Consider the following 26,753-nt stretch of genomic DNA (forward strand, 5'->3'; position numbering starts at 1 on the left):
TTTTAATGTCTCCTAAAAAGTTTCGTTTTACTGCTGAATATTCCTCTGGTTTGTTTGCCCGCAGGAGGCGTGCTTGTAGCCCGGGCAAGTAGCAATGAAGCTGAATCAAGTCCATCATCGAGAGCCTCAAGCTTGCCTGTACTGGCAAATCTGAGGTTTTCAACTTCAGGAATATCATCATGAACAATGATCTTCTTCTCTGACTCCTGGAGTCCCTTTCCGAGAATAAAATCGTATTCCGTGTCTTTCAACGCCAGGTTAAACTTGGAAAAACCATCTTTTCCCGTAAGAGAATTCTCAAGAGTTCTCTGAACTTCCCGCTCAATTTCATCTTCACTGTGACTTTTTATCTTTTCAGACTCTATTTCAGAAATTTGTCTTGCTCTCTCTTCAATCTGAGTTAAAACTGTATTTGCAAAAGCGTTTCCTGCAAGCAAGCAGGCACCCGCAGCATATACAACTGCCACAAAGGTAACATTGGGGTATACCCACACAGGATAGCCCTGAGGGTAAAGTGCAAGAAAAGCTACAATCCCTGTGCAGTTAAGGGCAAGCCCTGCTCCTACAATATGCAGGTGATATTCTCTCGGATTCTTTACCATCAGGTTGATACCCGTAAGGATAAGAGCTAAACCAAAACCGATGAATCCATAAGTGATGGCTATCTCTCCGGGATCGGACATTCTGGTAAGATTTACTGAAAGAGCATAAACAATGCCTGTTAGCGCCAAAAGAAAACCGGACAGCAGCGCCATCGATGCAAAATATTGGCTTAATTTGGATTTCATTGACACCACTAATAAGAATACAGATAAATATAAAAGTCTTTTGTTTTTTTTACAAAGATACTATGCAAAATTAAAAATACAGTAATATAATAAGATAAAGAAATGGATTACTCAAGATTGCCAAAGAATTGCAAATGAAGAAGAAACTCCTACGGAGTGCAATGCCCAGTAAAAGAGATGAACAAACGTAATTGATAATGAAAAAGTTAAAAGAAAATATAAGAAACAGAAAGAAAAAATAATATAGGGATCATCAAGAAATCAGTATTTTGGAAGAAAAGTAAGAAGTAGAAGGGAATATAACTTACAATTAAACTTTGGAAGTGACCCCATAAAAAAGAGATTAACATAAGATAATACATATTACTGTTAAAACCTACCTCTACTAATATAAGGTAAACACCTCTTAGAGCAGAAAAATTGCATGATGTCGCGAGGGATAACAGCCAAAGAATAGAGAATAAATTTACAGTCTAATAACTAAAAGTTCAAGAGTTAAATTATATCAGTGATCCTGTCAGTGATCTGCAATTACAAATATCTTTGGAAACATATTAATGCTTACATAATTAGTCTACCAATATATTATACAAATTTTCAGCACGACTTGGCCCTAAGCAAAAATGGAATTACCAGCAAATTTCAAAGAAACTATACGAATATTTTATATAAGAAGATGATGCAATTAACGTTATGGATGATAATTTTTTAAGATATGTTGAGGCCATATTTTGCATCTGTCTCTTCATACTTTTTCTGATTTCCAGTTTCTAAAAGTCTGCATGAAATATTTGTAAATCAACAATAAGATTTACTCTTGAATCTTCCAGGAGAAGTAAAACGAAATGGATCTCTCTGTACTGGCGCACGTCGATGTTATTCTTGGTTTTGCCATTCTAATTCTCACTATATTCTACAGATTTGAATTTCCTCCTGTACTTGGTTTTCTTGTAACCGGAATACTTATAGGACCTTATGGGCTTGGTATTCTAAACGGGGGGCATGATTTAGTAGACTTAAACTCAGAGCTCGGTATGATTTTTCTGCTTTTCACTATAGGGGTTGATCTTTCTTTAGGTGACCTCTGGAAAATGAAAAAAGACGTTATGATGGGAGGGACTCTTCACCTTGTCTTCACAACAATTTTGATTTTTATTGCCTGCTCAGCTCTGGGATTCGGTCATGCAACCTCTATCTTTATAGGTTGTATCTTACTTTCACACAGCAGTACTGCAGTAGTACTTAAAGTTCTTCAGGATAGAAACGAAGTATTTACTCCTCATGGGAAAACCTCACTTGCGGTTCTAATATTTCAGGATCTGACTATCGTACCAATGATCCTGATGACTCCAATGCTTGCAGGAAATTCTGTGAGTTTTGATGGGGCACTTTCAAGTATATTTCTCAAAGGCTCCCTCATTATTCTGGTTTTTATCCTGAGCGCTAAAGTTGTGGTCCCCTGGATATTTTACCATGTAGGCAGAACCGGCAGTAAACAGTTATTTATGGTCAGTGTAATATTCATATGTTTATCAGCAGCTGTTTTTACCTATAGCATAGGGTTATCCCTGGCTCTCGGAGCCTTTTTAGCCGGGACCGTAATTTCAGGATCTTCTTACAACCATCAGGCAATGGGCAATATTTTACCAATAAAAGACATGTTCATGAGTTTTTTCTTCGTGTCTGTGGGCATGCTTCTTGATATCAATTATCTGATCGACAATCTTCCTGTACTTATTCTTGGAACAATCGTCATCCTTATCCTGAAATCAATTGCTGGAGTTGTTACGACTTTTCTCCTGGGATACCCTCTCCGTACAACTATATTAACGGGAATCGCACTTTCACAGATAGGAGAATTATCTTTTGTTCTTTCCAGCTTAGGATTGGAATATTATCTTTTGACAGCAGAAACTTACCAGGCAATTCTGGCTGTCTCCATCCTTACTATGGGAGTTACACCCTTCTTGATCGCCGCTTCTTATAAGCCTGCGGATTTCATTGTCAAAAAGGCTTCAGAAACGATTTTTGGCATGAAACTTGTACGTGGATTATCCGGGTATATTGAAGAAGAAAAAGATGTAGAGCCAGAGATAAAAGACCACGTGATAATAGTTGGATTTGGCTTTTCAGGGAAGACGATATCAAAAGCTGCAAAGGCTGCAGGTATTCCTTATGTTATTCTGGAGACAAATCCTGAGATTATTAAGCAGGAAAAGGGGAAGGGAGAAAAAATAAAATATGGGGATGCAACCCTTGAAACTGTACTTGAATATGCAGGAATAAAATATGCAAGAATTATTGTAGTAGGCATCTCCGACGCAGAGGCTACAAGAAAAATAGTTGAAAGAGCAAAAGAATTGAATCCGAGTATATGTGTAATTGCCAAGGTAAGAGACCTGCAAGAAATGAAAAAGCTTAACGCTCTTGGTGCAGATGAAATAATTCCGGAACAATACGAAACCTCGGTAGAAATTTTTGTCCGCATGCTGGAAAAATATCTGGTTCCGCAGGAGGATATAGAAAAACTGGTGAATAATATAAGGGCCAATGGGTACAGGATGATGAGAAAGCTCTCTGTTGAGAATACAGTAACTAACAGTGGATTCAACATAAAAGAAGGCCTTCGGGATATAGATATTCAGGTGCTAAAAGTAGGAAACGGTTCAATTTTTGAAGGGAAGACACTTGCAGACCTGGAGATTAGAAAAAAATACGGAGTTACTGTGCTTTCAATTCAGAGAGGCTCGGAAACAGTTTATACACCATGTGGAGATTTCTTCCTAAAGGCAAAAGATGCATGTGTTCTTCTAGGAAAAGCTGAAAATTTAATAAATGTCAGAAAGTTATTTGAAGGTGTCCATCGATAAGTAATGCTTTCTTGTCAGGAAAAAACTGAGACGATCCCAAAACTAAATTTATTCATTTATCGATAAAGATTTGAAAGCTGCTTAGAAAGCTAACTTAATAATTGGAACCTCGATAGCTATTACAATCGGATTTTCATAGAGATAGTTTTCAAGTCCTGGGATCAGCTCAATCATTAATGCTTATCAGAAAGATAACCACAGACCTAAATACATTTTTATTATTTCAGGCTTTTCTGAGACTTCTCGTGGATCTCACAGAAATAACGAGTAATACCGAACACCTTATCGAGAGGAACTATAAATCCTACACCTGTTCCGGGCTCATCTAGTTTTACCGCCTCAGTAATAGATTTCAGGATATTATCTGCTATTTCTGACTCGGCAATTGTGAGCACGATTTCCTTTTCAGGTTCAATCATCAAGCCAAGAATACTTTTATTCTCATGTATACCCGTACCGCGTCCAAATAGGATCGTACCCCCCTGAGCACCAGCTTTTCTGGAAGCCTTGACTACTTCATCGCCCCAGCCTTTTTTGATAATTGTTACAATTAATACAAAATCTCCTTCATCTGACATTATTTTTACCTCCAATAAATTTCATATAAACGCCCAGCAGCATAACAAAGATAATAGGTGCAAGTGCTATCATTGCTATAAGGCCGAAACCGTCTGCTACAGGATCTGCACCCTCATAGGCTGTAGCTACTCCCACAGCTATAGACATCATGAAAGATACAGCCATGGGACCTGTTACAGCACCACCTGCATCGAAAGCAATGCCTATAAAGTCTTTGTCACAAAACGACAACAAGACAAGGACAAATAAATAAGATGGAATTATTATGTATATAAATGGAATTCTATATACGATTTTAGCCATTGTAATGGCAGCCAAAGTAGCGACTGCAAAAGAAAGCAGGTAAAGCATAAGATCTGATCTAATAGAACCATTGGAAGATTCCTCAACCTGGTAACATAGTACTCTTACAGAAGGTTCTGCCAGGGTAGCAAGCAGACCCAGGATGAAACCAAGAGGAATTAAAAGAGTTTTTCCGGACTCCCCAAAGTATTCTCCTATTATAGCTCCGGCAGGGAGAAAGCCGTTGTTAACACCATAAAGAAACAATATCATACCGAATGCAGTGAATGCCAATCCGGTATAAAGCTTAATTAACTGTGAAGATGGCAACTTTAAATATAGCACCTGGAATAATGTAAAGAAAATAATTAGAGGAGCAATTGATTGAATAACTTCAAAAAATACAAGTAAAATTCCTGCACCCTCCGTACTCATGAAAATAGAACCCCCAGTAATAGCATAAGACTCAGTATCGGACCTGTAGTCGCTAAGCCGATAAGCCCAAAACCGTCAAGCTCAGATCTATCCTGCAATACTGAAGCCATACCGATTCCAAGGCCCATAAGAACAGGTATAATCATAGCGCCTGTAGTCACGCTTCCAGCATCATAAGCAATTGCAAGGTAATCAGAAGGTATGAAAAAGGACAGTATGAGTATAATTGAATAAATTGCTGCAAATAGATATCTGATATGAGTCCCAAGGATTATCCTCATGACGGAAATAACCATAAGGAAACCTACTCCGAAAGCTATGGAGAGAATCAATAAATTGTTGTCTATGCCGCCCTGTAAAGTCGAATCAATTAATCCAATTAAAACACTTACGTTGGGTTCTGCCACGGCTACAAAAAATGAGAGCAAAAATACTATTACTGCAATAAATATCAGTGAATTATGCTTGGGTAACTCAGCTCCAATTGCATCACCTATTGGGAGCATACTCATTTTAACCCCGGTTAAGAAAAAAGCCATCCCCAATGTGGCCAGTACTGTATAAAAGAGAAAGGGAATAAGATCTTTCAAACTTACTCCAACAAATACAAGCATCAATAATATTACTGCCAGCGTTAGAGGAAATATTGCCTGGACTACTTCCAGAAAGGTTTGTTTAATATCACGCATCATAAAATGGTCCACCAGATTGATAATGTAAGGTAGTATACGAACGGTAAGAAGTGGAAGATGGTAAGAAGTATTTAATCAGCGGACACAGTTGAAATCTGATCTATTACCAGTAGGTTTTGAGATTTCAATTTACGCCCCACAATGCATAAGAGTAGATTAAGATGCATTTTATGTATACTAGTAATCATGATAGTATTAATAATTTTACATACTAATATAAGTAAATATTCGTATTATCCTGTATTCAGGGTTCGTATTTTCATAAAAATTGTATATCGTTAACATCATTCTACAAAAATGTTAAAATGAAGATGTCTCAAAAATATTAAGACATAAAGATCTTATCAAGCCTGATCTTCAAAAAGCTTCTTAACTTCATCAAGCTTTTCCGGTGGGCTGATTACAAGCAGGATATCATCTGCATGGATCTCAGTTTCAGCCTGTGGCCCCGGGATTAGTTTATGGTGCCTGGAAATTGCAAGTATGGAGGCTCCATATTTTTTCCTGACATTAAGATATCCAATGGTTGTTCCTGCCGTCCTGGAAAGTTTCCCAACCCTGATACTCCTTATTTCCACATCTGCAAAATCGAGAGCCAGGTCGCAGAATTTTTTCCGTGGAATATCAGGGCTACGGAGCATCCTGTAATGGTCGGAGCGTAAGGTTGAGCCCAGAGAATTGATTTCACTTGAAGGGACCAGATACCTGTGGAGCACTCTTGTGAAAATTTCTATTGAGCTCTCAAACTCATCCGAAATAACCTCGTCCGCCCCGGCGGAATAAAATTTGTCCAGTTCACTAAGGAAATGTGTCCTGGCAATAATATGGACTTCAGGGTTCAGCCGCCTGGCAGCTTCAATAACTCTCCTGGCACTCACCGGGTCTCCTGCAGTCACAACAACCGATTTTGCAGCCCGGATACCTGCATGTTCCAGAACGGCTTTCTGGGCAGCATCTCCATAAAGGATATGTTCTCCTTTCTGTTTTTCCTGCCGGACTGTCTCAGGATTGATCTCGATTATCCGGTAGGGAATAGAAGATGACTTTGCAGCTGCTGCGACATTTCTCCCGTTTACTCCGAAGCCGATCACAATCACATGGTTTTCAGGTGCATCTTGAGATGTATGCTCCTTAAAACGCCTGTACCATCCGGTTTTTACTATTGAAGGCAAGGGAAGAGACTCGGCTAAAGATGTAGTCCGATATCCCATACTCATTATGAAAGGAGTGAGCACCATGGAAATTACGGCGATATCGAGAAACTCCTGATAAACTCCAGAAGTTATCAGCCCATTAGTAAAACCTACCTTCGCAAGAATCAGGGAAAATTCCCCAACCTGAGAGAGGGAAAAACCAACCAGGATCATAGTATGCAAAGGGAAACCTATGAGAAAAGTGCTAAGGGAATTTGCTGCAGCTTTCAAAATCAGTACTCCAAGAGTTGCAGCCAGTATAAAGGGCAAATGTTCGCTTAATACGCCCAGGTCAAGAAGCATCCCCATTGAAATGAAGAAAATGCTCATGAACATATCCCTGAATGGGATTAAGTTCCCGAGCGCCTGGATAGAATATTCGGACTCTGAGATGATCAGGCCGGCAAGAAAAGCCCCAAGAGCCAGAGAAAGGCCGACCATAGAAGTCAGCCAGGCAACAGAGAGTCCTATTGCCACAACGCTCAGGAGAAAAAGTTCGCTGTTACGTGTCTTTGCTACCTGGAACATAATAAAAGGGACTGCATACCTGGCGCTAAAAATTGTAAACAGTATGAGCCCGAGTCCCTGAAGTAGAAGTTCCAAGAAAGATTTATCCGTTCCCTGAGTTCCTGCAAGGAGAGGGATCAGGAGAATTATCATTACTGCAGCTACGTCCTGAAAGATCAGTATCCCCAGGGAAGTCCGCCCGTGAAGGCTGTAGATTTCCCCTTTTTCCTGCAAGATTTTAAGGACGATTGCCGTGCTGCTCAATGCCACCAGGAGTCCGAGGAAAATTGCAGTTTCTCTGGAAATTCCAAAAAAGAGGAAAATAGAAGCCGCAGCAAGAGTAGTTATAAAAAGCTGCAACCCTCCTCCAAAGACTACAATTCTGCGAAGCTGCAGAAGTTCACGCAGGGAAAACTCAATTCCTATGGTAAAAAGCAGAAGTATGACTCCGATTTCAGCCAGTGTTTCGATATTATACATGTCCTGGACCAGGCCCAAACCAAAAGGTCCAGCAAGGATGCCAACGAGCAAAAAACCTACAAGCGGAGCTATCTTCAGCTTTGAGAAGGTGAAAACTACGGGAATAGAAAGCGCGAAGATTATAAGGAGGTCGGTTAGGAGATGAGATGCCATTAACAGATATTTAATTTTCAAATGATATAAATTTCATCCACTTGCACAGGTCAGAAAAAAGCTGAAAAATTGGGATTAAGCGGTCACAAATGCTAGTTATCTCAGACGGTTATAAACAGGCAGTCACATTAATCCCAAAAAATAGAAAAATTAAAATATCCCCGGAATACTGGCGGATAAGTTAAAGGCTCTGCTGGAACTGTGCCTGAAGCTGTTTCACTATTTCTTCGGAAATTTCGGCTGCAAGATGTTTTTTGTAAGCTTTTAAAGAAACAAGCCCTCGTGTATAGTCCTGCATTTTGATTTCTCCATCCATCAATTTTTTCCCTTGCATTGGATTATCATTTATAAAGACAACGCTTTTGTTTCCTTCTTTGAATTGTTCAAAATATTTCGTATCCTTTCCGGTAGAAGTGTAAAAAAATACTATATTCAGATCTGAGGAAGCATAAACAGGTGTGTACAGCCAGTTATCTTTGCTTATATTCACCAGAAGAGCTTGAGAGTCATAGTTTTCATCAATCCTGCTCACGGATATAACTTCTGCGCCTGCTGCTTCAAGATCATTTCTAAGTTTTTCTTTCAAATCCATTGTGAGAGAATCTTCGCCTTCGATATAAAGGAAAATGCGGCCAGAAAAGTCAAGTTCTGGATTACCTGAGGAATAAGAACTGACCACTGAATTTGCCTGCGTCTCACTTCGTGCCGTTTTGAAATCCATAACGTAAAATGAAAAGAGGAGAACTGCAAAAACAAGCATAACCAGGATTATTTTTTTTATTACTGGATTTTCGGACATAATTCCAGAAGTCAGGCTAATCTTATAAAAGATACGGATTAAAAAGTTAAATTAAAATTTGGGCATAACCTTCGGGGGAAAATCCGAAGGCTTAGCCTCAAACGGGATTTCAAATGAACACGACGAACAGTATGTAAGAAACCGTCACCATAGCAAGGGAATGCTTGAGCCCTGAGGAAATGTTTGCCGAGCCCATCTTACCAGCGACCAGCCCTGAGCCGAACCCCTGCAGAATGGCTGCATGGAAGAAGAGAAGGGTATACTCCTCCAGGTTAAAACCTCCCATAGACATTGCCGGGTTGCTGGAACCGTCAAGGGCAGGAAGGAAAAACGCAGCAAGCACATATACTATTACCAGGAAAACGCAGAAGGTTATGAAGATGATGAATACGTAAATGAACATCTCTGCAGAACGCTCTTTGTTAAGGTTTTTCTCAATATCGGCATCATCTGCAACCGTGCTGATAACCTGATGGATGTCTCCAGTGGATTCACTTGCTTTGGCAATGAGCGTCAGGCTGCGCCTGGTCATGTTAGTCCGTATTCTTGCTTCAAAACGCTTCAGGGCCTCTACGAGATTTGAGTTCCAGCGGATATCCGCAACTGTAGCTTTAATTTCTGATTTAAGCCTGCCCATGTTTGACTGTGCTGTAATAGCAATCGCGTCCGCAAGCAAAATTCCCGTACCGTTGATACTTGCAAGCCTTTTAAGGAATTCAGGGACCTGATCCTCAATCTGCCTGATCCTCCGGACTTCGAGTTCGTGAAAGATTATGTAGGGGATGAATAAGATTAGAATAGTTGCATAAATATAGTCATCAAGAATAGATGCAGTCTCAACAAACCCGCTATTATACGGCCCATGCTTCAGGTAAGCCGAAACAAAATATCCCAGTGCAACAGGGGCACTTACTATAAAAGCATATACAGGCCTGTCAAGCATAGCCCTTATGGGGTGCAGGAGCACATTTTTTATCCTGGAGAACTTTTCGAAGAATTCCATTTTCTGGAGAAGTTCTTCATCTTCCTCTGTAGCTGGCCTTACTCTGACATCGCTGAAAGAATCCGGCCTGGTTGCAGAGATTTTTTCTTCAGGCATTTTTTCCGCATCCCCTGTAAGCATATCCAGAAAGATTAGAAAAATCATGGTTCCAAAAGGAATTGCCCCGTATACAAGTATATAGAGTTGAGTAGGTCCTCCATTGTCGATCATATTCATAACTACAAGGATAACCATAAGGAAAAGAGGGCCTACAACGAATACCGTGATATAAACCTCTGCAAGGAGCCCGAGAGTCTCAAGGAAACGTTTGTGTTCTTTATTTGCATTCGATTTATAAACATCAGTCTTGTTTTTCAGGTAAAGAGTGATATCTCCACCGCTGGAGACTATAGAAATAAGGCCGTCAACAAGGTCTTTGAACTGCTCGGAAGGAGTCCTGTCAGCAGCATCCCAGAGGGAATCCTGAAGGTCTTTTCCAAAATATTCAATATCCCGGACAATATTTCCGAATTCTCGGGAAGTGGTTCCGTAAAGATGAGAATACTTTGAAAGCGATTTCATAATCTCATAAATAGTCATGCCTCCGCCTCTCTGCATGACATAGAGAAAAGCTGTCGCATGAGGCATTGTTGCATTAATAGCTCGCTTCCTGCTGTCAGCTTTCATAGGCGGGTATGCCATGATAAGCCCGTAGGTAAAAGCGGCAATTATCGAAAAGAGAATGAGCCCACCCATTACCGTGAGGATTATGGGAAGATGGGATTCAATAAATGTGGGAGTCTCAACTGCCCTTGTCACCCTGTGAGAGATACCAAATGCTGAAACAATGCTTTCAGGAGTAACCCCTCTGAAAAGATATCTTCCGACAACCAGGCCCACAAGCCCGCCAAAAATTCCCGTAAGCAGGGAAAATAAAATTGCGGTTGAAACATATTGTTCTACAGGCAGGGGGATCTGAGCCTGACGAAGCTTTATTCTGAAGAGGGCAAACTTTTCTTCCCTCTCAAGAATTTTCTCTCCGAAGATCCTGAATGCCACGGTGGTTATAACGCTCATGGATGCCCCCATTAACTGTGGTGTGAGACCATATCCCGCAAGGTACCGTTTCCAACTGCTTCCATGACAAGCTGCGGGTTTGTAGCATACATATGTACTATAAGAGAAACGCTCACGTAATCACGAATCTGTTTTGCTGCAAGATAGGCGAGGATCTGTTCCCTGTTTTTAAACTCGATAAAGAGCTTATCAGGGCTCCAGCCTCTCGCTTTCATAATCTCATTGAGTACATAGGAATCCCCTGCCCGCTTGAAGTTGTCATGCACCGGCTCCCAGCGATAAAGTTCATTGATCCTGAGGCTTCCTGACCTCGCGTCAAGACCCGTGATTTCCACAATTGTTTTTGTCCTTCTCACCCTGGTCTCATTGACATAGGTCTGCATCTGGATGCAGATGATACCAAGTGCCTGCATCATTACGTGCGGGACATTGATAGGCTCATTTTCAAGCCTGTTGACCACGGTTTGCACATCGCTTGCATGCATTGTTGAATAGGTGGTATGCCCTGTTGACATTGCCTGGAAAAGGGTAAGAGCCTCTTTACCACGGACTTCGCCCACCAGAATATACTCAGGACGCTGCCTCAATGCAGCTTTCAGGAGCTCGTACATAGAAACCTCTCCTGTCCCTCCTACAGTGAATGATTTCCTTGTTGCGCCTGCAATCCAGTTTTCGTGGTGGAGCATAATCTCCCTTGTATCTTCAATGGATACCACTTTTGACAGCCTGGGGATGAAAAGAGAAATCGCATTCATAAGAGAGGTCTTGCCCGAAGCGGTTCCGCCTGCAAAAAGTACACTGATATTATTTTCAATGGCAATCCAGTAGTAAGCCATCATCTCTATACTGCATGTGCCATACCTCATCAGGTCAACAGGAGTTATCGGGTCCCCTTTGAACTTACGGATAGTGTAAGAACTTCCCCTTGTTGTAACCTCTTTTCCGAGAGTTGCCTGAATTCTGGACCCGTCAGGAAGGGTTGCATCTACAATTGGCTCTCCTATGGAAATGTGTTTACCGCTCCTCTGGCAGAGCTTGACAACCAGTGAGTCAAGTTCTTTCTCTCCAAAGTGAATGTTGGTTACGATGTTGTTGTGCTTTCTGTGGTAAAGATAAATAGGAATCTCGATACCGGAACAGGAAATATCCTCAATATTCGGGTCATGAATCAGCGGATTTATCCTTTCATATCCGATGAAATTCCTGCGGAGGAAATATACTATCTTATGAATTGAGGAAACTTCAAGTGTACTGTAGTACTGATCAAGAAGCCGCATAGCCCTGTTTATAAGAATAACGTCTTTCTCTTTTCCGGCAATCATATCCTCCTGAGTAAGAACGTCTTCCAGATTGTTCCTGACCCTTTCAAGAATAGCCTTTTCATAAGTGGTCAGGGTGGGGTCAACAACATAATAATATTTCATTTCCCTGTTTTCAATTATGCTGATAAAAGCATAAGGCTCTTCTACCCAGTAGCGTTCGATTTCGGAAAATCCGGCAGGAATTTTATATTCAAGGAGCGGACCGCAGGTTTCAGGATCATAAGGAGGAAGAACCCTTATTTCTTCATCCTTCAAACTCCGGATTACTTCCGCAAATTTCGTTTTTGCCCCTTCCGGAGTCTTTACTTCCTCAAAGAACTCTTTGAGCTTATCACTTAATTTTTCGCCCTCTTTGATCCCCATTAAGTCGCGGGTTAGATCCCTCATATTTCCGGCGAACCCGGGCTTTTTTTTAATTTTCGCCTTCTGGGCAGGTTTTTTAGGTTTACCATGGGCCTGGGCTTTTTTCCCTTCTTTCGTCCCCTGGGAACTCTTTAATTCCCCTATCCCACCTTTCCTGTCTGTATGTTCCTCACTTTGAGGGCCGGTCGGAGGAGGAAAAATACCTTTGTTTTCAGTTTCAGGAACAAGTTCAACTTTCTTTTCGGGGGCAACTTCCATAGAAGCGGCAGGTTTTGTTTCAGAAGCTATACTTTCCTCGGTTGAGACTATTTTTTCAGTGTCGGGTTCTCCTGCGACAAGAGGAGGCTCAGGTATAACTTCAGACCTTGAATTCTTCCCGGCTTCAGTTTCCGGAGAAAAGCTCTCAAATTGAACAGTTTCGAGAACAGGTTTGGTTTTACGGCTTTCAACTTTAATTTTCATGTCAGGAAGATGAGTATTTTCATTTTCCATGCTCTCTTTTTTTGCATTTTCATCTGCTTCATTCTCATTTCCTGCAATTCCATTTTCGGAAACTTCTTGAAGAATATTATCAGAATCTATGTTTTTATCAGCCTGAGGGCTATCAATAGAGGTATCAAGATTACTTTCGTAGGGAATTTTCTTGACAGGAATCTGTAAGAGGTAAGATTTACCTGTCAGAACCTCTTTTTCTTCATCCGTACGCACACTTATTTCTGATTTTTTTGAGTCATCCTGAGATTTCTCGTGTTTGGAAACCATAGAAGCTCACCCCCACCGAGGATTAGTTACCTCATTAACTCGAACATCAGCATAAAATAATAATGTATTTCTGTATAAATTTTTTAATAAATAGAGATAGTTTTCTAACATTGATTTGATATATCATTCAATGTTTATGTGAATTAAATTAAAGCGGAATTCATTCTTATTAACTGAGTAAAAAGAAAAATTAAGATTTTTCTGTTTACTAATCAAATAAGAAATACGATTTAATAGTATAAATCTTTTGATGAAGAAGGAAGAGATCAAGATTATTATATTTCCTCTGTGTTAAAATAGAAAGTGAAAATCTAAAAGATTTTATCTAAAAAAGATTTAGTTGAAATGAATGAGAGATTTAAAGAAAAATCCGGAAAAAAGAAAATTGATTAAAAATATGAAAGTGAAAAGGCAGTAAGACCATTTTGAACCGGATTATTTAAAGGAGCTTAATCCCTGAAGAGGTTATTTCAAACCTTATAGGATTCAAACTGAGACATGTTCTTCTCATTTTAGGAATCCTTATGTAACGCTCAATGTTTCCGGTGTACGGGTTTTCGTCAACCATGAGCCTGAGGCACCCGCTTACCGAATACTCAGCAAGGTTATGAGTCATCTTGCATGCGGTATCGTCCATAACGAACATTGCTGTACAGTCACCTCTGGTGCTCAGAATATAGTTTAGCGCATCAAACTGATCCCTGAAGTCCTGAATAGAGAGCCTCAGAGTAAAAACCCCTATATTATCAATAACTACAACATCCGTTCCCTCAGGCACATAATCCGAAAGGGTAGGTAGTTCTATTTCCAGGCCTTCAGGAGTAAACCCGAATTTGGAAGTCTGAACCTTTTCTGAACGGTTCTGAAAAGACCTCTCAATTGCAAGCTGACCACTTTTTTGAAATCCGGTCAGCCCGAGACCCAGCATTTCGGATAAATCAAGAATATCCTCAGGGAGTTCTTCTGTTGCAACCATAACACATTTTTTGCCGTCCCGGCATGCCCTGTGCAGAAAATGAATTGCAAAAGTTGTCTTGCCGGTCCCTGTATCCCCTGTGACCAGCAGTACCCTGCCAGCAAGGTATCCACCACCGATTCTTTCGTCAAGTTCGGGTATTCCTGATGATATACGTTTCATTGTTTTAACTCAATTAAGTTATCAATAACCCCTTAAACTCGCCTGATTATGAGAAATGTAAGAGGGCATAAAACTGAATTTATACTACAGGGTATTGGGGGAGATCTTATATAAAATTTACATACAGATGAGCAGAAAATATGGATAAAAAAAGATATGGATAAAAAAAGAAACTAAAACAAGAGAACTTTTAAAAAAAGAAACGACGAGAGGGGGACTCGAACCCCCGGGATGCAGGGCATCACGGGATTAGCAATCCCGCGCCATACCGGGCTTGGCTATCTCGTCATATTGAACTTTAGAAACGCGTCCCCTAAAATGCATTTCATATATTTAATCTTTTCCGGAGAGAAATACTTTAAAGAAATCATTCCAGAAAAAATCACCGTCTTATTATAATAGTAAGCTTTTGAAAAGGACATAAATGATATTAAGTGATGAGCACGCCGCAGGTCGTTGTGCCTCGGAGACTTCAGTAGGCTGAAACCTCTTCTCCACCCCGCTACCCCGCAAGCGACGGTTGCCCACGGTGAGTCTGCTCCCTTCCGGGCCTCGACCGGTTTCCACGGTTTAGGGTATGAGAACCTGTTTTCCAGCAAGTCCGCATACCTGCACCATCCAAGCAGGACGGAGCTTCTCAGTTGAGACTTCAGGCTGGAATCTCTCTGGCGCATCTTCCTTTGGCTTCGTCCCCCGCGTATCGGCGATTTCGGGTTACAGGTAACGCCGGCCTACCCGGACTAGCTCATCAGCTATACAAAGACACTTGTAGTATATAAAAATATCCTACACGTATTTCCCCCGATATCTGTTTTTTATCGAAATAACTTAAAGACCTTCCTGCAAAGGAAGGACTGGAGATTCAGCAGGAACTTCTTCAAAAACAAAATTGAATAATAAAAGAGTCAAACGGGTATTAAAATATATGAGGAAGAATAAATTGCCGCATTTATTTATACGTCATTTTTCAAAGTAACTATTACGTAAAATCTCAAACGGCTTAAATGATATTTCAAAATACCCGGCAAAATAAAAGATGAGGGATTTGTATGAGATATGGAGTTGCTATTGACCTGGGAACAAGCGGGTATCGAGCTCAGAAAATTGATCTGGACACCAAGGAAATAAAAAGGACAGTAATAACACTGAGAAATCCTCTTCCCGGAGCGAATGTGATGGATCACATGGACTTCGCAATTCACTATGGGCAGGATCTCGCTCATGGGCTTTCGGTAAATGCGGTGAAGAATCTGCTTCAGACACTTGATGTGCAGAGCGGAGAGCTGGACAGACTTTCAATCTGCGGAAATCCAATCCAGTTATCTATTTTTCAGGGAATCAGTATTGAAGACCTGGCTTATGCAGGGGAACGCAAGAAAAAGAAGTACAATATAGTGGAACAGGAGAGGAACGCAAGGATAATATCCAGCAGTGAAATTTCGGGGCTTGAAGAATTCAATTGCGAAGTCGTAGTCCCTCCTGCAATAAAACATGAAGTTGGAGCCGATGCCCTGGCTCTTATAACAAAATCAGGAATGCTCGATAGTGATGAGATTTCAATTGCAACGGACTATGGTACAAATGCCGAGATGGCGCTCAAAGTAAAAGACATCATTTATACAGGCTCGGCAGCCGCAGGTCCGGCTCTTGAAGGGCAACAAATAAAGCATGGGACACTTGCTTCTCCCTTTGCGATCTCGGATTTTGAATTTGAGGATGGGGCATTGAGGAATTATGTATTGAACGAAGAAATGAAGCCTTATCCGGGGGATCTTGTAGACCCTAAAACCGGAGAAATCCTTCAAGAAGGGCAGATTAAAGCAAAAGGAATTACAGGTACGGGAGTTATTGCCCTGCTAGAAAAAGCCCTTGCACATGGCCTTGTCGAGCTTCCTAAAGTTAAGACTCCGGATGGGCTTATTCACCTGCAGAACAAAATAACCTTCTCGGAGCACGACGTTAAAGAAGCAGGAAAAGCAATTGGAGCGATCAGAGCAGGGCATATCACACTCTGTGCATCCGCAGGAATCGCACTTACAGATATTGATGCTGCCTATATGGCAGGCGCTGCCGGGACATATATGGATGCAGTAAAAGCCCAGAAAGTTGGCCTGATCCCTTATTCTACGGAAAAAATTGCCCAGCTTGGGAATACCTCTCTCGCGGTTGCAAGGGAGATCCTGCTTTCTGAAGAAAGGTTATGGGAACTTCAGGACATCGCGAGCCAGATAATAGGAACTCACATAATGTTTGCCACTGCTCCTGAATTCCGGGATGCCTATGTTCTTGAACTTGCATACTGGGAAGAAGGAATGCCCTTCAAGATGTTTAAAAAATATCTTAAAAAGAAAGGGCTTCCTTCACTTGATGACCCGATAAGCAACCCTGTTGTGGATAAGCGTGTGGAAAGGGATATTCCTGTGCTTGGGGAGGAAGGTCTTCACGTCCTGGAAAGGGTAGGGACCTATATGACCATGGTAGTTGACTGCCCGGAGTGTAAGAAATGCATAAAAGTCTGCCCCAATGATGCCATTTCAATTGACGAAGAAAACAGGGTTATGATAAGCACTGACCTGTGTGAGGGAGCACACTGCCAGAAATGTATAAGAGCCTGCCCTCCAGACAAGTTTAACTGGGAGAACCTTGAGGTTTTCAAACAGGAGCAGGAGTAAACCGACCCGGAAGACTGCTGACAGGCGCTCTCAGATGTATAGTAAGAAACTTCAGCTTAAAACCGCAGTAAGCTTCGGGTCAGCAGACCTGCAGCTAATCCGCATAGTCCGTCTGGAAGTGCCGTTCAGTATCTTTTTGTAAGTTATACTGTAGATTATACTGTAGATTATAGAATCCGAAAACGCCGGATAAAAAAGGGTAAAGGTTTCAAAAAAGAGAAAATGAATTTAAATAAAAATAGTTTTGGGCGGTTGTGTGCAGATTGAACACAAATTATATAAAGAACCTCATCATAGGAAATTAATGAGGCATCTAACCCATTTTCACACCACAAATCATTTACCATCTAGCCAAATGGATTTTTAAATTACGCAATGCCTATTTATTAGATGCCTCAATACCACATAAAGCAACGCTAAGTGGGATAGAGGATCATCATATATAAAGGTTTATATTTTTAATTCAAATAAAAGTAAGGCTGACTATTTTTTGAGAAAACAAATAAGGTTTTACGGATCACGACATTAAAAACTGGAGAGAATCAAAAACTTTAATATATATAGAAACATTTTTTTATGATTTGGATAAACTAAGGCAAATTAGCAGGACGCTTTTATGAACAATCGTAAAAGAATACCGAGCATTGTTCTACAAATCCGGCAGATAGAAATTTGCCGGAAAGTGATAAGAAATTAAAATCAAAAATCCTCGTATGAGGTTATCCATAGTTTTACTTTGGGATTCTTTTTTTACAAAGATATGTCCAGACGGCGTATGAAGTTACCCATAGTCTTACTTTGGAGGGAACTGTGAATAACTGAATTCAAAGCCAGAATATTACTATTTAAAGGACATGAGAGAGATTGGGAAAAAAGATAGGCGGAGAATGAATTATTTTAAGAGAAACATGAGTAAAATTAGCACAAATTTTATAAATAACCTGTACATAGGAGTTAATGAGGCATCTAATCCACTTTCACACCACAAATCATCCACCATCTAGCCAAATGGATCTTTTAAATTACGTAACGTCTTTTATTAGATGCCTCAATCACCCATTCGGGTGTAATTTATTATAAAGCTCTCATAGATAGAAGGAGCTTATTACATATAAATATTTATATTTAAGCTTAATTATAATAGAAGATGTCATAAATAGTTTACTGGTTTTTTCAAAAACACTTGTTTTATATCTCTCTTAACAAGTTCCTTTTCACGCGTAAGATCAACAATAAGCCGTCTCTCTGACATATACAAGCCATTTCTCCGGCTCCACTAAATAGACGGAACCAATTAAAATTCTTAATAGGGAGGCAGGACTGAATAACATGTGGACTGAATAATATGTTGTAGAGTATCATTAGAGGATAAAATAAGTCTACAAAATCTGTGTGTATAAGCAGTTTTCTTATAATAAAAGAAAAAAAGAAAAAATGATTTCAAAGGGAATAGGCTCCACGAAGTTTTATAACAAGCCCTTCCACCTGTTCTACTGCCGTTCCTATATATTTATCAGGATTTACAAGGTTCTCAATATCTTCAGCACTCAGGTACCTTGAAACAGAAGGGGTATCAAGAAGTACCTGTTTGAAGTGCAGGCCCGTATCATGGGCTTTCATTGCTGCAGTCCGGACGAGCTCATGAGCTTCCTGCCTGCCTACACCTCTTTTTGCAAGTTCTATCATCACAGCTTCACCCATATTCAGACCTCTCAGCAGTTCCAGGTTACGGCGGATGTTCTCGGGATAGAACCTGAGGTTCTCAAGTACGCTGATTCCGAGTTTAAAAATATGGTCCGTAAGCACGCAGGCTTCAGGGAAAACAACCCTTTCACATGAAGAATTTGTCAGGTCTCGCTCGTCCCACAGAGTATTGTTAAGGAGCTCAGGCTCAACCATTGCCCTGACAATCCGGGCAAGCCCGCAAATCTGCTCAGATTTTATAGGGTTGCGCTTGTGGGGCATGGTAGACGAACCGACCTGCTTTTTCCCAAAACTTTCTTCGATCTCGGCAATCTCGCTGCGTTGAAGTGTCCTGATTTCAATTCCGATTTTGTCCAGAGTCGTTACTGCGTTTGCCATCCACATAACAAACTCGGCATGCCTGTCTCTCTGGATAATCTGATTTGAGACATCAACAGACCCAATTCCAAGGTGCTGCATTGTGAGTTTCTGAATAAGGATCCCGGACTTTCCAAAAGCTGCCTGAGTACCGACAGCTCCGGTCATCTGTCCCACGGTAGCTCTCGGAGTCAATTCGTACAGGCGGTCAAGGTGCCTTGAAATCTCGGAAGCCCAGATTGCAAAACGAAGCCCGTAAGTTGTCGGGACACCGATCTGCCCGTGCGTCCTCCCGCAGCAAACCGTATTCTTGTGGGCCTCAGCCTGGTTTACCAGGACTTTGAGAAGGGTTTTAAGTTTATCTTCCAGGATATCAATCGCATCTTTAATCTGGAGAGCCGTTGCCGTATCAAGAATATCATTTGAAGTGGCTCCGAAGTGAACCCATTTTCCTGCATCGTCCCTGCACTTTTCTGAAATCGCAACAACAACAGCCATCATGTCATGATGGATCTCAGCTTCGATTTCATCAACCCTTTCGGATTTCACAGAAGTAATGCATTCAGATATAGTCTCAGCCGCTTCTGCAGGGATAAGTCCCATATCTGCTTCTGCCCGGGCAAGGGCTGCCTCGGTCTGTAAGATCTTAGCAAGTCGGTTTTCCTGACTCCATACATATTTCATTTCTGCTGTACCGTATCGGTATTCTATAGGATGGATAGCCACATCAATCACCTTCTGGAATCGGGAATAAATATCATCCCGGGTTAACTTTAAACCTCAAATAAATACTGGTTACCTAATAATCTGGATTTGGTTTTGCATAGATGCTCTTAACCTAAGATAGTCATTAGACTAAATTACTCTTAGCCTGAATTATCATGTAAAGGTTTGATTCAACTAAACGATACTGGATATGAGTCGCAAATGGCAGTGCAATGATATATTGATACCTCATCTGCTGCCAGAATCATATTTTTAGTAAAGTAGTATCGTTTTTATCAAATACGGCATCTTCTCAGTCCGTAACTTCAGCCTGCAGGCTACGGAATAACAAAGGACCAATAAATAAGCTTCGCGTCCGGAGCGCAGAAGGAAAAATCAGAGTCCGCGAAAAAAGGGAAAAATGAGTCATAAACTCAGTAAGCAGCGGAAATTTTTGATGAAAAACGTTATATGTGTTAAAATCCATTAAGCGGGCTATATACCTATCGAGAATAAAAAAATAATAGCAGGTGACAAAAATGGGTCGTTTTCCAGAAGCAGAAGAAAGAATATTAAACAAAAAAATTTGCATGAAGTGTAATGCAAGGAATGCCACCAGGGCAACCCGTTGCAGAAAATGTGGATCCAGTTCTCTTCGAGTTAAATCCAAGGAATCCAAGGGAGCATGATCTTTTTTGCAGGTGGAAGCACACCTCCATAAGATTGTTGAAAAGGGCGGAAAAGTTCATCTTACCCTTATCGATCCGGCGTCTCAGACGCCTGAGAGAGCCGCCGAAATTGCTATTGCAGCAGTTGAAGGAGGCACTGATGCCATCATGATAGGGGGCTCAACCGGAGCGTCGGGAACCCTGTTAGATGAAACGGTAATCAAAATCAAAGAGAATGTGAACGTCCCTACTATCCTTTTCCCGGGAAGTTCAGCCGGGCTCAGCAAATACGCAGATGCTGTATTCTTCATGAGTCTTTTGAACTCAAGGGATATAGGGTATGTAATCACAAACCAGGTGCTTGGAGCTCCGCTCGTCTACAGAAGCCAGATTGAGCCAATCTCCATGGCATATCTTATAGTTGAACCTGGAGGCACTGTCGGCTGGGTAGGAGACGCGAAACTGATTCCCAGAAAGAAGCCGGAGATTGCTGCGGTTTATGCCCTTGCAGGCAAATACCTTGGCATGCATTATACCTACCTTGAAGCAGGATCAGGAGCCGATAATCCAGTTAATCCCGAAATGATAGGTGCTGTCAAACAGGTACTTGGTGAAAATAAACTTATTGTAGGCGGCGGAATCAGGGACGCAAAAACTGCAAAGCTCTGTACCTCTGCAGGTGCGGATATGATCGTCACCGGCACAATTGTTGAAGAAGTAAAAGACGTTGCTGCAAAGGTGGCTGAGATTGTATCAGCAATAAAAAGATGATTCTCTTTACAAAGAGATCTCAGGGTGTGCTGCCTGTTTTTATCAATCCAAAAGGCTTGCTAATTTGATCAACCTTAAACATTAATATTTTTTAGTTCTGAAAGTTTCGGAACATTTCTATTTCTCTTCAGAACTTCCGTCCCTAGGCTGGATTTTTACCCGAATATTCCTTCAGGCTCTATTCTTTGAAACTCGCACTCGATTATTACCTAAACTTTTTATTTCTGAAACCGTTTTATACTTAGAAATATTCTTGATGCTCACTTTCTTGAACGTGTGGCATCAATAATTTACAGGTAGATCAGAAGTTGATAGTTTAATAGAATAGATTTAAAAGTAAAATTTATAAACTGATTAGTAACACAATGATAGATAAATGAAGTTTGCTGGTGTTACGCGACCTGAGAAATGGTTAAGAGAAATAATCTTGGCAGGCTTCCAAATCTCAGTGTCGAACCTTATATGCAATTTAACACTAAGAGGTATGATTATGATCAGGGTTTCCAATCTGGTAAAAGATTATGATGTACGTTCCGAAAAAATAAGAGTGTTAGACCATATCGACCTCACAGTGGAGGACGGAGAGATCCTCGGAATTACAGGTCGAAGCGGAAGCGGAAAATCTACGTTATTGAAGATTATCCGTGGAGTTGAGCCTTTTGACGAGGGAACTGTGGAAGTTGATGGAGAAACCGTAACTCCAGACTCAGGATTTGAAGGAGAACAATTCCTGAAAAGCGTCACCGCAATACACCTCCAGCGGAATTTTGGGCTCTGGAACGGGCCTGCAATAGAAAACATAATGAGAAAACTCAATTACCTCAGAATGGGGCATGAAGCCATCCCTAGCACCGGAAGTGAAGATTATGAGGAGCTCTTTGTAGAAGCTATGGAGTATATGAAACTTGTCGGTCTCGAAAACAAAGCTCTCCACTCCACCAATCTCCTGAGCGGAGGGGAAAAACAGAGAGTCGTGATGGCAAGGCAGCTTGCAGCAAAACCAAGAGTTCTCCTCCTTGACGAGCCTGTGACAATGACAGGTCCGGATACAAAGCAGGAAATCCTTGATGTGATAAAAAGCCTTAAGGAGAAACTGAATATCCCGATTATAGTGGTCTCACACCTTCCTGAAATCCATGCCTATCTTGCAGACAGGCTTATCTTCCTGGAAAATGGGAAAATAGCAGCCAATGGAGAACCTGCGTGGGTACTTAAAAACTTCCTGAAGGACATGAAGCCCAGGGAAGTGCTTTCAGAGCCAGGGAATAAGGAAGTCTGCATTAAAGTGAGGGATATCTCAAAGCGATATTCTCTTATCCGGATGGGAGAAGTCCTCAACATTAAAGACTTTTCTCTGGATGTATATAGAGGAGAAATTCTTGCATTTATAGGGCCATCAGGAGCCGGAAAAACAACCATAATGAAGCTGATGGAAGGTCTGATAAAACCGAAAAGCGGCTCTGTGGAATATCTCTGCAAAGATGAATGGGTGGATGTCACGGAATACAGCAGGAGACGTATGGAACTCAGGCGGGTTATGAGCATTATGAATCAGGAATTCTCAATGTCCGTAAACTCAACTGTAAGAGACCAGATCCGCTTCAGACTGAGCTTGAAAAGACAGGGTGCAATCGAATATGCAAGAAATAAAGCCAGGGAAATGGGGCTTTCGGATGAGACTCTGGATACTATTTACCGTTTGCCTGACATGCCTGAAGAGGAAAAGACAGAAGCTCTCAGAGAACTGAACCTCAGTGACACGGTGTACTTCGACCTCTTCCCGACTATTCCGGTAACAGATGTTGACACCTATGCAAAACCGGTCTTTGAAGCCCTTGATCTGTCAATGGAAGTCCTTGATAAAACTCCATACCAGATAAGCGGAGGAGAACATGTAAGAGCTTTTATTGCCCTGAGCCTTGCTACCTCTCCAGAATATCTTATGCTTGACGAGCCTTTCGGAGACCTTGACCCCGTAACCCTGAGAGATGTAACAAATTCATTAAAAAGGATTAACGAGCGTTTTGGCACAACAATCGTACTCGTAAGCCACCATATGGACTTTGTCAGGGAAGTTGCTCACAGGGCCGTGTTAATCGAAAACGGAGCTCTTGTAATGGATGGAAAGCCGGTAGAAGTCTGCCAGGAACTGATTAACAGGAGCAATGCGCCTTACATGGAAAACAGCCTGGAAAATCTTGTTGAAGGCAACGTAGAAAGTCAGTAATAGGCATAGGAAATTAATAATAAGAGGGTCTTTTCCAGACTCTTTTTCCTATTTTTAACATTCTCAGCTGAATGGGTTTTTAAAGCTTATTTAAAAATCCAGGGTAGATAAAAAACTAAAAAATTAGGGTTATTTTTCATCTTTCTGGTATTCTTTTATAAGCTTATCCCATTCCTCATTTCCAAACTTTATGTACAGGCTAGGTGGTACAATTGGCTTTTCAAGATCTTCAGCTACTTTTTCCGAAAGCCTGTGATTTTCAACAATTTCTTTACCGGCAGACTTCAGCAGCTTTTTGTATTTTCCTATCAGAGGTTTCAGCATGATATTTTTCTGGCCTCTGAAAACCTCCCCTTCTCCCCTATAGATTTCTGCAATCAGTTCAGTATGAAAAGCTCTTGTCAGCCGCCTGAAGAAAAGGCTTTCTACCTCGAAATTTGCCTTCTCTGGCAGCCCTGCATTCGAAATTACTGCGAACTTCGGATATTTTTCATAACGTTTAGCGTGCCTGTACTCGCCCCTGTCATCTTCCTCAAAATGAGGCAGGAGCGCCGGAGCAAGCCTTTCTATAAAATTTTTCATTACGGAAGGGACATTATCAAAGTACACGGGGCACGCAAAGACTACAATATCCGATGCCATAAATTTGGGAAGCAAATCATCCATATCATCATGAATGGTACAGACGCCCGGAGTCTTAAGCCAGCACTCAAATCTCCCTCTGCAGTACCTGATATTTTTCTCGGTGAGGACAATATTTTCAGTTTCTGCTCCGGCTTCTTCTGCTCCTTTGAGGAACTCTTCGACCATAATAAGAGTATTTCCTTCCCTGCCTTTGTGGCTCCCGCTGAACACTGTTATTTTCATATAATAACCCCCCTGCTGCACTTAAAAACTAAATGGTGCGTACTGTTTTCCGGGCCGGAATTTTTAATATTGCTTTTAAAATTCCTTATCCACACCCGTAAAAAGAACCTTTTTCAAAGAAAGTTTTCCCTCTACGTATTACTTTCACTTCTGTCCTCATTAATATTCTGACTGAATTTTTTTCCAGCATGCCAGGCTTTACCGAGATGCTCGCCGATTCCCCAGTAATTGTTATCGTACATGGAAAAGACGATAGGTTTGATCTTTTCAATATCAGGAGTACCATTAGAGAGGTATTTTTCTTCTGCATAGCTTTCCACAATTTCACCAATAAAAACCTCGTTGGATCCTCCAAAATTAAGAGTATCTACCAGCCTGCATTCAAGGTTTACAGGGCATTCATGGATCATTGGGGCTTTTTCAAGCTTTCCGTAAAAAGTTTCGAAAAAACCTGATTTGTCAATCTTTTTTCCGGAAACTATGCCGCAGTAATCCGTAGCTTCAAGCATATATCTGGAAGGAATGTTCACACTGAAGCATTTATTCTCCCTGATTCCCTCGTTAGTATAATGCATTTTTCCCAGAGTAACTGCGATCATCGGGGGGCTTGCCTGAACGATCCCGCAGAAAGCAACAGTCAGGTAATTCGGCTTCCCATTCACATCGGCGCCCACAAGGATAGTGGGCATAGGATAAAGGAAATTCCTGGCCCCAATGGTTTTCTTTTCTCCTTTTTCCATCTCTTCTTCCTCTTTAAAACTAATAAAACCTTATTTTTGAATTATCCCTTCCACAAATCATGAAACAACAGGTGAAAAATGACTTTTTTATAAGTATCCTCAAGATCTGTAATTAGCATTCCGGTTTTTGTTCGGGGGTGATCAGGCCGTCGTTCACTCATGCCTCAGCGCATCTACTGGAGCAAGCTTTGCTGCTTTGTTTGCCGGGTAAACTCCTGCCGCGACTCCAACAATTAGTGCAACAAGAATCCCTATTTCAAAAACGTAATGAGGGTAACGGAAAGGCATTTCAAGTAAATTTGTAACCAGGTAAGCTCCTCCAATTCCGACAATTAGCCCAAGAAGCCCGCCAAAAAGGCTGAGAATAATGGATTCGACAATGAAAAGAACCAGGACATCAGTGCTTGAAAAGCCGACTGCTTTCATAATCCCAATTTCTCTTGTGCGTTCCGTAACTGTAACAAGCATTATATTCATTATCCCTATTGATCCCACAAGCAGAGAAATAAGGGCTACTGCAACAAGGAAATTCCTCAAAGTATTGGCAAGCTGGTTTGTCTGCTCAAGTATGTCAGCCTGATCAAAAATACGGTAAGGTTTTGCATCTTCATCATCAAGGTCTCTTGAGGAAACACCAAAGTTCCGGGCAAGCCTCTCATCCACCTCATCTGAGATTTGCCCGATGTCATCGATACTGTCAGCCATGGCAAAAAAATATTCGTAGTCATCCTCTTCGAGCATCTGGTTAATTGTGGCAACAGGAACAAAAATAGATACGTCTCTATCAATACTCCCGCCTCCGACAACCGTGACACCAGGGCTTTCGATGATACCTTTTACCTTGAACCCTCTGGTTACAGTCCTGTTCCCTTGGAGGCGAAAAGTTATATCTATAGTGCTGCGGGTTGAAATGTTCCTGTCGAATTTTTCATCGGCTACTTCAGACCCAATTGCTGCAGCAAAGGTATCCTGGTCACTTATAAAACTGCCTTCCTCCATACTTATATTTGCAGTATTCAGATAGTCTGAAGTTACTCCCGCAATCTCTATGTTCTTGGTCTCAGAGAAATAGGTTACCTCACCCTGTTGCGGCTTCACAGGAGAGACTCCACTTATGCCTGGAGTTTGTTCTATGATTTCCAGTTCATTAGCGTAAAAAATGTTAGGCTCCTGGCTATAAACAATAATAAAGTTAGAACCCTGAGCATTTATTTCTTCTTCAAACAAAACGCTGAAGCTCTCTCCAAGGGAGATGTTTGCAACTACTGCAGCGATTCCTATGATAATTCCAAGGGTTGTCAAACCAGAACGAAGCTTTGAGCTCGATATACTCCCAAGAGAGATTCCTATAGCTTGCCTTACCTTCAGCATATAATCTCCTATTTCAAATGAGCTCATGCAGGCATGAAGGATATAAGGGACACACCTTCAGGCGATCCAATCCATATTAATGACAGAAAATACCAACAGATATTGATCTACAAATATATATAGATCAGTAAATGAAAAAAGTTAGAGGGTATTCCAGAATTTTGCTTTAATATAGAACTAAAAATGCCTATAAAAATCGAATTAACTTTATAACATTAAACATCAGCACATTTCTTATATATGCTGGTG

At 41.1% G+C, this 26,753-nt stretch carries 18 protein-coding genes, 1 tRNA gene and 1 other RNA gene; 5 read left to right on the plus strand and 15 right to left on the minus strand.

Annotation, left to right across the window (positions count from 1 at the left end; genetic code table 11):
* Nucleotides 1-2 precede the first annotated feature (2 nt).
* On the minus strand, nucleotides 3-788 hold the full coding sequence (locus RSJ42_RS14060) for a hypothetical protein (RefSeq protein ID WP_410507896.1): 786 nt from the start codon (nucleotides 786-788) through the stop codon (nucleotides 3-5).
* An 845-nt stretch (nucleotides 789-1,633) separates the two neighbouring features.
* Here RSJ42_RS14060 and RSJ42_RS14065 point away from each other — a divergent pair.
* On the plus strand, nucleotides 1,634-3,658 hold the full coding sequence (locus RSJ42_RS14065; RefSeq protein ID WP_410507897.1) for a cation:proton antiporter: 2,025 nt from the start codon (nucleotides 1,634-1,636) through the stop codon (nucleotides 3,656-3,658).
* Nucleotides 3,659-3,876: 218 nt separating this feature from the next.
* Here RSJ42_RS14065 and RSJ42_RS14070 read toward each other — a convergent pair whose 3' ends face one another.
* From RSJ42_RS14070 to ffs, 10 genes are all read right to left on the minus strand, one after another.
* On the minus strand, nucleotides 3,877-4,236 hold the full coding sequence (locus RSJ42_RS14070) for a P-II family nitrogen regulator (RefSeq protein WP_410507898.1): 360 nt from the start codon (nucleotides 4,234-4,236) through the stop codon (nucleotides 3,877-3,879).
* Nucleotides 4,226-4,954: a DUF1538 domain-containing protein gene (locus tag RSJ42_RS14075; RefSeq protein WP_410507899.1), complete on the minus strand. Its 729-nt coding sequence runs from the start codon at nucleotides 4,952-4,954 to the stop codon at nucleotides 4,226-4,228. The genes RSJ42_RS14070 and RSJ42_RS14075 overlap by 11 nt, the downstream gene beginning before the upstream one ends.
* Complete coding sequence (locus RSJ42_RS14080; protein ID WP_410507900.1) at nucleotides 4,951-5,646, minus strand: DUF1538 domain-containing protein; 696 nt, start codon at nucleotides 5,644-5,646, stop codon at nucleotides 4,951-4,953. Before RSJ42_RS14080 ends, RSJ42_RS14075 begins: the two co-directional genes overlap by 4 nt.
* Before the next feature lie 344 nt (nucleotides 5,647-5,990).
* A complete protein-coding gene (locus RSJ42_RS14085; protein WP_410507901.1) occupies nucleotides 5,991-7,979 on the minus strand; it encodes a cation:proton antiporter in 1,989 nt (662 codons plus the stop codon).
* Nucleotides 7,980-8,160: 181 nt separating this feature from the next.
* Nucleotides 8,161-8,778, minus strand: coding sequence for a hypothetical protein (locus RSJ42_RS14090; RefSeq protein ID WP_410507902.1), 618 nt, complete (start codon nucleotides 8,776-8,778; stop codon nucleotides 8,161-8,163).
* Nucleotides 8,779-8,887: 109 nt separating this feature from the next.
* On the minus strand, nucleotides 8,888-10,837 hold the full coding sequence (locus tag RSJ42_RS14095) for a type II secretion system F family protein (protein ID WP_410507903.1): 1,950 nt from the start codon (nucleotides 10,835-10,837) through the stop codon (nucleotides 8,888-8,890).
* A gap of 11 nt (nucleotides 10,838-10,848) precedes the next feature.
* Nucleotides 10,849-12,546: a type II/IV secretion system ATPase subunit gene (locus RSJ42_RS14100; protein WP_410510378.1), complete on the minus strand. Its 1,698-nt coding sequence runs from the start codon at nucleotides 12,544-12,546 to the stop codon at nucleotides 10,849-10,851.
* Nucleotides 12,547-13,723: 1,177 nt separating this feature from the next.
* Complete coding sequence (locus RSJ42_RS14105) at nucleotides 13,724-14,422, minus strand: RAD55 family ATPase (RefSeq protein ID WP_410507904.1); 699 nt, start codon at nucleotides 14,420-14,422, stop codon at nucleotides 13,724-13,726.
* 203 nt (nucleotides 14,423-14,625) lie between these two features.
* A tRNA-Ser gene (locus tag RSJ42_RS14110) sits at nucleotides 14,626-14,710 on the minus strand.
* Nucleotides 14,711-14,857: 147 nt separating this feature from the next.
* An RNA gene (ffs, locus tag RSJ42_RS14115) (signal recognition particle sRNA) lies at nucleotides 14,858-15,173 on the minus strand.
* Nucleotides 15,174-15,471: 298 nt separating this feature from the next.
* Here ffs and RSJ42_RS14120 point away from each other — a divergent pair.
* A complete protein-coding gene (locus RSJ42_RS14120; RefSeq protein WP_410507905.1) occupies nucleotides 15,472-17,094 on the plus strand; it encodes a methylamine methyltransferase corrinoid protein reductive activase in 1,623 nt (540 codons plus the stop codon).
* A gap of 1,440 nt (nucleotides 17,095-18,534) precedes the next feature.
* Here the strand turns inward: RSJ42_RS14120 and purB are convergent.
* Nucleotides 18,535-19,881, minus strand: coding sequence for an adenylosuccinate lyase (gene purB / locus RSJ42_RS14125; protein ID WP_410507906.1), 1,347 nt, complete (start codon nucleotides 19,879-19,881; stop codon nucleotides 18,535-18,537).
* 518 nt (nucleotides 19,882-20,399) lie between these two features.
* Between purB and RSJ42_RS14130 the strand changes: the two genes are divergently transcribed.
* The 3 genes from RSJ42_RS14130 (at nucleotide 20,400) to RSJ42_RS14140 (ending at nucleotide 23,526) form a co-directional block, all read left to right on the plus strand.
* Nucleotides 20,400-20,549 carry a 50S ribosomal protein L40e gene (locus RSJ42_RS14130; protein WP_410507907.1) on the plus strand — a complete coding sequence of 50 codons (150 nt, stop codon included), beginning with the start codon at nucleotides 20,400-20,402 and terminating at the stop codon, nucleotides 20,547-20,549.
* A 6-nt stretch (nucleotides 20,550-20,555) separates the two neighbouring features.
* Nucleotides 20,556-21,299, plus strand: coding sequence for a geranylgeranylglyceryl/heptaprenylglyceryl phosphate synthase (locus RSJ42_RS14135; RefSeq protein ID WP_410507908.1), 744 nt, complete (start codon nucleotides 20,556-20,558; stop codon nucleotides 21,297-21,299).
* Between the two features lie 490 nt (nucleotides 21,300-21,789).
* On the plus strand, nucleotides 21,790-23,526 hold the full coding sequence (locus RSJ42_RS14140) for an ATP-binding cassette domain-containing protein (RefSeq protein WP_410507909.1): 1,737 nt from the start codon (nucleotides 21,790-21,792) through the stop codon (nucleotides 23,524-23,526).
* 129 nt (nucleotides 23,527-23,655) lie between these two features.
* Here RSJ42_RS14140 and RSJ42_RS14145 read toward each other — a convergent pair whose 3' ends face one another.
* The 3 genes from RSJ42_RS14145 to RSJ42_RS14155 all read right to left on the minus strand — a co-directional run bounded on the left by RSJ42_RS14145 (nucleotide 23,656) and on the right by RSJ42_RS14155 (nucleotide 26,504).
* On the minus strand, nucleotides 23,656-24,393 hold the full coding sequence (locus tag RSJ42_RS14145; RefSeq protein ID WP_410507910.1) for a flavodoxin family protein: 738 nt from the start codon (nucleotides 24,391-24,393) through the stop codon (nucleotides 23,656-23,658).
* Between the two features lie 131 nt (nucleotides 24,394-24,524).
* Nucleotides 24,525-25,133: a flavin reductase family protein gene (locus RSJ42_RS14150; protein ID WP_410507911.1), complete on the minus strand. Its 609-nt coding sequence runs from the start codon at nucleotides 25,131-25,133 to the stop codon at nucleotides 24,525-24,527.
* Nucleotides 25,134-25,286: 153 nt separating this feature from the next.
* On the minus strand, nucleotides 25,287-26,504 hold the full coding sequence (locus RSJ42_RS14155; protein ID WP_410510379.1) for an ABC transporter permease: 1,218 nt from the start codon (nucleotides 26,502-26,504) through the stop codon (nucleotides 25,287-25,289).
* Nucleotides 26,505-26,753: the final 249 nt, after the last annotated feature.

The sequence above is a fragment of the Methanosarcina hadiensis genome, assembly GCF_046529725.1.
GTDB lineage: Archaea > Halobacteriota > Methanosarcinia > Methanosarcinales > Methanosarcinaceae > Methanosarcina > Methanosarcina hadiensis.

Bases quoted from the DNA above. Each gene is read 5' to 3' on its own strand.
- RSJ42_RS14120 (WP_410507905.1), top strand. From the start codon at position 15,472: ATGAGATATGGAGTTGCTATTGACCTGGGAACAAGCGGGTATCGAGCT.
- RSJ42_RS14130 (WP_410507907.1), top strand. From the start codon at position 20,400: ATGGGTCGTTTTCCAGAAGCAGAAGAAAGAATATTAAACAAAAAAATT.
- RSJ42_RS14070 (WP_410507898.1), bottom strand. From the start codon at position 4,236: ATGTCAGATGAAGGAGATTTTGTATTAATTGTAACAATTATCAAAAAA.
- RSJ42_RS14105 (WP_410507904.1), bottom strand. From the start codon at position 14,422: ATGAAACGTATATCATCAGGAATACCCGAACTTGACGAAAGAATCGGT.
- RSJ42_RS14155 (WP_410510379.1), bottom strand. From the start codon at position 26,504: ATGCTGAAGGTAAGGCAAGCTATAGGAATCTCTCTTGGGAGTATATCG.
- RSJ42_RS14100 (WP_410510378.1), bottom strand. From the start codon at position 12,546: ATGAGGGATCTAACCCGCGACTTAATGGGGATCAAAGAGGGCGAAAAA.
- RSJ42_RS14080 (WP_410507900.1), bottom strand. From the start codon at position 5,646: ATGATGCGTGATATTAAACAAACCTTTCTGGAAGTAGTCCAGGCAATA.
- RSJ42_RS14150 (WP_410507911.1), bottom strand. From the start codon at position 25,133: ATGGAAAAAGGAGAAAAGAAAACCATTGGGGCCAGGAATTTCCTTTAT.
- RSJ42_RS14090 (WP_410507902.1), bottom strand. From the start codon at position 8,778: ATGTCCGAAAATCCAGTAATAAAAAAAATAATCCTGGTTATGCTTGTT.
- RSJ42_RS14065 (WP_410507897.1), top strand. From the start codon at position 1,634: ATGGATCTCTCTGTACTGGCGCACGTCGATGTTATTCTTGGTTTTGCC.
- RSJ42_RS14085 (WP_410507901.1), bottom strand. From the start codon at position 7,979: ATGGCATCTCATCTCCTAACCGACCTCCTTATAATCTTCGCGCTTTCT.
- RSJ42_RS14140 (WP_410507909.1), top strand. From the start codon at position 21,790: ATGATCAGGGTTTCCAATCTGGTAAAAGATTATGATGTACGTTCCGAA.
- RSJ42_RS14145 (WP_410507910.1), bottom strand. From the start codon at position 24,393: ATGAAAATAACAGTGTTCAGCGGGAGCCACAAAGGCAGGGAAGGAAAT.
- RSJ42_RS14095 (WP_410507903.1), bottom strand. From the start codon at position 10,837: ATGAGCGTTATAACCACCGTGGCATTCAGGATCTTCGGAGAGAAAATT.
- RSJ42_RS14075 (WP_410507899.1), bottom strand. From the start codon at position 4,954: ATGAGTACGGAGGGTGCAGGAATTTTACTTGTATTTTTTGAAGTTATT.
- RSJ42_RS14060 (WP_410507896.1), bottom strand. From the start codon at position 788: ATGAAATCCAAATTAAGCCAATATTTTGCATCGATGGCGCTGCTGTCC.